This window comes from Coleofasciculus sp. FACHB-712, from assembly GCF_014695635.1.
Taxonomy (GTDB): Bacteria; Cyanobacteriota; Cyanobacteriia; order Cyanobacteriales; family FACHB-T130; genus FACHB-T130.
Genome location: NZ_JACJOQ010000334.1, coordinates 1 through 4,290 on the forward strand (window position 1 = coordinate 1; position 4,290 = coordinate 4,290).

A 4,290-nucleotide genomic window follows, 5' to 3' on the forward strand; every position below is an offset into this window, starting at 1 on the left:
GTGGATTTTGAGGGCTTGTTCTTGTTCGGGAGTCATCATGGGGAGTAGTTGCAACAATTCCATGCCTTCATCCTGAACGATTTTTCCTCATCCCGCAAAGGTGACATGCTCCCAAAATTAGCCCTTACATTGAAAGGGCTAAACTGAACTAACGACTGGCCTTTTGGTTAGAAAAAAACCTAAATTAATGAACGTCAATAATGGGTTGGAGAAGAAGGGCGATCGCCCCAACACTGACAAAAGACAAAGTTACCCAAAAGAAAATTCTCATTCTGTTTTCCTACCTTGATTTAATTTCTGATGCTTTATACAGTTCAATTTACTGGGATCGTAGTGAAGAGTTACGAATTGCCTAATCCACCTAGGGAGAGAGAAAGCGCTCGATAGAAAGAGAGAGTTAATAGTCTAGGAAGCGATCGCACCTGCCACCCATTCTGCTTGCTCTACCTATCTGCAATGGTTTTAAAGTGAAGTTTTGGCGCTGGTGCCGTGTGACCAATCAGCCTTATGCAATGCTAAGCAAATTAAGCGATCGCTGTAAGATGGGGCGAGACGCTGGGTGAGGAGAAATGGCTGCCAAAGACTTATTCCATAATGCCGTGAAACAGGCACTCCTGAAGGAGCAGTGGACGATTACGGCTGATCCCCTGACAATAAAAATTGAGGGCGTGAAGTTTGAGATTGACTTAGCAGCAGAAAAGGTCTTTGCGGCTGATAAGGCGGGGCGAAAAATCGCAGTTGAAGTCAAAAGCTTTTTGAACAACTCTGTCATTAATGACTTTCATGTAGCCTTGGGTCAATTTTTGAACTATCGGCTTGCCCTACAAATGCGTGAACCAGACAGGACGCTGTATTTAGCGATACCGTTTGATACATTTGACTCCTTCTTTCAAGAGCGGTTTGTTCAAGAAGCGGTCAAGATTTATCAACTAAAGCTCGTCGTTTACGATCCAAGCAAGGAGGTAGTTATCGAATGGAAAGATTAGAACACTACCGCGAATGCGTCCGTAAACTGTTAACTGAACAGGCGACGCTAGAAGAGCGTAATCCAGACATTGAGTGCCAGCTTGTTGTTGATGCGGAGCATGACCACTATCAGTTGCTGGATGTTGGCTGGGAAGGACTGAAGCGGGTTTACAACTGTTTCATCCATTTGGACATTAAGGATGGCAAAATTTGGATTCAGCGCAATATGACTGAGGTGGACATTGCGCGGGAATTAGTAAAGATGGGGGTGCCGAAGGAGGATATTGTCCTGGGGTTACATCCGCCGTATAAGCGTCCGTACACAGGGTATGGAGTTGCTTAATCCCTCCTGCCATCCCTCCTCTACCAACCTGCTTGCTCTACAGGCATACACAAAACATAGATATAGTCAGGCTACCTACTGCTTATCTTTGCAATGGTTTCAAGGTGAAGTTTTGGCGTAGAGTGCAGCATGACTAATTAGAGGCTAATCATCTACCCTTCTACTCTTGGAAGGATCGCTAGGCTGGCGAAGCCTCCAATACAACTCTCGTCGGTTCCAGACCACAGTTTTAAGTGAGATTAGCCGAAATTCTTTTAATACTTTCTTTGAGATTGCAGGATTGGAATTCTTATTTAGTCCAATAAAACACTCTCCAAAATACCTTCTGATATGCCAAGCTGCATCTTGCTGGTAGAATACGCCTTTAGTCTCAACTTGCTTTAGCATCCAAGCTGCAACATCTTTCGCTGTTAGGTTGGGATCTGGCTCAGGTATGGGTTCTTCTTCGAGACTTTCCTCAATCGAAGATAGATCAAACTCCTCCGTGTCTTCTAACAAAGCTGAAAAATTCGGTTCTGACCAATCTATGCTATTAGATTCAGACTCAGACACCGAAATATCTTCTAACAATTTTTGAAACGCCTCATCATCTGAGAAAAATGTTTCTGGCAATTGTGTATTTTGGATGTCGTCTAACAGGTAGGCGAGGTCAGTCTCAAAAGATGGTAGTTCAATTGGGGTCTGATTATTCAAATTCTCAAGCAGTTTGTCAGGCTCATCCGAATTAATATCATCTAAATTAAAATCATCTTTTTTATTTGGAGGCATTTTCTATAGTCCTTATGGATTTCACCTATTCATAGTAAATTATCCGTTCAGAGGCGAAGCGACCTAGCTATCTATTATGCTACTCTAAACGTTTTAGCACCCTCATCAGCGCGATCGCTCATCACCCATTTGTTAGGTTCAAGCACGAATTTCCCTGTGTTAGCCATTTAGGAAGCGCGATCGCTTCCTGGGCTGCGAATAATTGTGGATAATGACCTTGTTGGGAATGCGATAGCGAAGCGCTGACTTGTCAGTTCGCCATTACCTGTGGAATGGTTTGAGAGACAAAACTTGTCATCCTAAGCCATGCAACACCACAAAAAATGGCGAGGTTTACAAACGTTCAGTTCAGCCTACGCGGGCAAGCATATTTAAATCCAACCAGCACTTAAGGAAGCAAGTCCAGCACCAATAAACGGCTGACTATTTGCCCTGCGATCGCAACAGGCACTTCATTAGACAGTTGATAATCTTGACGATGCTGGTAGATGGATTCGGATGTCACAACAGGCTCGGTATAGACCTCAATCTGCTTTTCTGGGAGGTTGATAATCCAGTAAATCGGAATCCCAGCACGGGTATAGAGACGCTGTTTTGAGGTGCGGTCGCGCTCTAGGGTAGAATCGGCAACTTCAATAATTAGGGCGATGTCAGAGGCACCGGGATGACGATCGAGGTAATCGCGGGTATTTCCCCGAACGACCACCACATCTGGTTCTGGCTCACTATCTGCTAGGGTGATAGGTTCTTGAGTATCGATGTACCAGCCTTCTGGAATGACGGCTTCTAAGGCATTTCGAGTGAGTTTGGTAGCCGCACGATGGGGCGGATTTTTCGGCCTTTTGTAGACCAACCATCCATCCAGCAGCTCTACCGGATCGTCGTCGCTCAGGATGCCAAGACGAATCATCTGGTGATACTGCTCAACACTCAAACGCCACACGGGTTCTGTTGGTACTGCCGCAATGGTTTGGGTATTCAGTGTCTCAGATGGTATGGATGTGGACACAGGGTATGTGACTTGAGCGCATTTACTGGTGATGGTAGCACTTGTGAAATTGCCTTTGTACGTGGAGAATGGGGCTGCTTAGGCGAATGCGCGATCGCACCTATCAGAGTAAGTGATGCCATTGAATCGGATGCCAAAACCTATCTGGCATTTTCCGACAATGAATCATCCGGTTGGAAGTCAGGATCGTCAAAGTAGTATTGTCCATTAGCTTTCGCGATCCGTTCAAACAGTTGCGGAATTCCTTTGGCAATCACCTTTACGTCTTCCGTTCTGAATGTCCAAACTTCTTGTCCAAACATTGGATCGGTTCTTTCACAAACGAGTTTGCCTACAATGACCCACCATTCCCAAAGGCGATTTCTACTGTTGAGGCGGCGTACATAACCGTAGGCAATGCAGCGATCGCCCTCAATATCCATGAAACCAGTGAACTGATCGCCCTTAATATCGATGAAACCAGTGAATGGTTTGTCAGTACCTGTCAACTCGTGATAAGTATAGTCCTCTAATGCCCGAATGTGCCAAGGATATTCACTTTGAGCAAAAATTGTGCCACCGTCGAAATGGCTGTGGAGTTGAATCAGTTCCTTTGGCATTTCCGGTTGGCTTTGATTGTCTGACCAATCAATTGGCGATCGCATACTAGGTTTTTGCTCTAGGATGGTTAGCATCTTGAGAAATCGATCTTGCTTCCGTACTGCCCAGCCGATTTCCGGTTGGAGATAGCTATCTTGTTGCCGAACTCCAATAAAGCCTGCAACCACTTCTAAATCAGCTTTTCCTTTAGGGGTAACGAGTGCGATTGGTGCTTTAGAGAGTCCCGTGGGTAATACTGTTGGTGAGATTCCGTCCTCGACCGTGAGTTCTGCACGAGGGATATCTAGAATCGGATTCTTTTGTGTAGGCGCATGGGTGACGGAATGATTAATGTAGGGAAATAGATCGGCTAACCATCCTGTAATCACCTCTCCACCGTATATCTCCTTTGGTTTGTAAATGTGCTGCCAAAATTTCAGTGGAGGTCTACCAGCAACAGTGTCAATCAAAGCGTCACAAATTGGCAACAGCCGTTCTGTCCACCAACCCAAATCGTAAGCAGCGATCGCTTCAACCCGGTGTCGGATACTGCGCCAGTCGGCTTCTGTTCCGCGCACTGTAATCCCAGGAATGCCGCAAATGGCATAGAGCATATAATCAAAAT

Annotated in this window: 5 protein-coding genes; 2 read left to right on the forward strand and 3 right to left on the reverse strand. The window is 45.4% G+C overall.

Annotation, left to right across the window (positions count from 1 at the left end; translation table 11 throughout):
* Positions 1–569 precede the first annotated feature (569 nt).
* Complete coding sequence (locus H6F50_RS08515) at positions 570–986, forward strand: XisH family protein (RefSeq protein WP_190428349.1); 417 nt, start codon at positions 570–572, stop codon at positions 984–986.
* Entirely contained in the window at positions 974–1,309 is a 336-nt protein-coding gene (locus tag H6F50_RS08520; RefSeq protein ID WP_190428350.1) for a XisI protein, read from the forward strand. Before H6F50_RS08515 ends, H6F50_RS08520 begins: the two co-directional genes overlap by 13 nt.
* A 144-nt stretch (positions 1,310–1,453) precedes the next feature.
* Here the strand turns inward: H6F50_RS08520 and H6F50_RS08525 are convergent, their stop codons facing one another.
* From H6F50_RS08525 to H6F50_RS08535, 3 genes are all read right to left on the reverse strand, one after another.
* Positions 1,454–2,077 carry a hypothetical protein gene (locus H6F50_RS08525; protein ID WP_190428351.1) on the reverse strand — a complete coding sequence of 208 codons (624 nt, stop codon included), beginning with the start codon at positions 2,075–2,077 and terminating at the stop codon, positions 1,454–1,456.
* A gap of 388 nt (positions 2,078–2,465) precedes the next feature.
* Positions 2,466–3,086, reverse strand: coding sequence for a Uma2 family endonuclease (locus tag H6F50_RS08530; RefSeq protein WP_347277149.1), 621 nt, complete (start codon positions 3,084–3,086; stop codon positions 2,466–2,468).
* A 140-nt stretch (positions 3,087–3,226) separates the two neighbouring features.
* The coding region (locus tag H6F50_RS08535) for a DUF4419 domain-containing protein (RefSeq protein ID WP_190428352.1) at positions 3,227–4,290 on the reverse strand (1,064 nt) is incomplete at its 5' end.

What these genes read in the sequence shown, in the direction of transcription:
- H6F50_RS08515 (WP_190428349.1), top strand. Translation starts at nt 570, where the DNA reads ATGGCTGCCAAAGACTTATTCCATAATGCCGTGAAACAGGCACTCCTG.
- H6F50_RS08520 (WP_190428350.1), top strand. Translation starts at nt 974, where the DNA reads ATGGAAAGATTAGAACACTACCGCGAATGCGTCCGTAAACTGTTAACT.
- H6F50_RS08525 (WP_190428351.1), bottom strand. Translation starts at nt 2,077, where the DNA reads ATGCCTCCAAATAAAAAAGATGATTTTAATTTAGATGATATTAATTCG.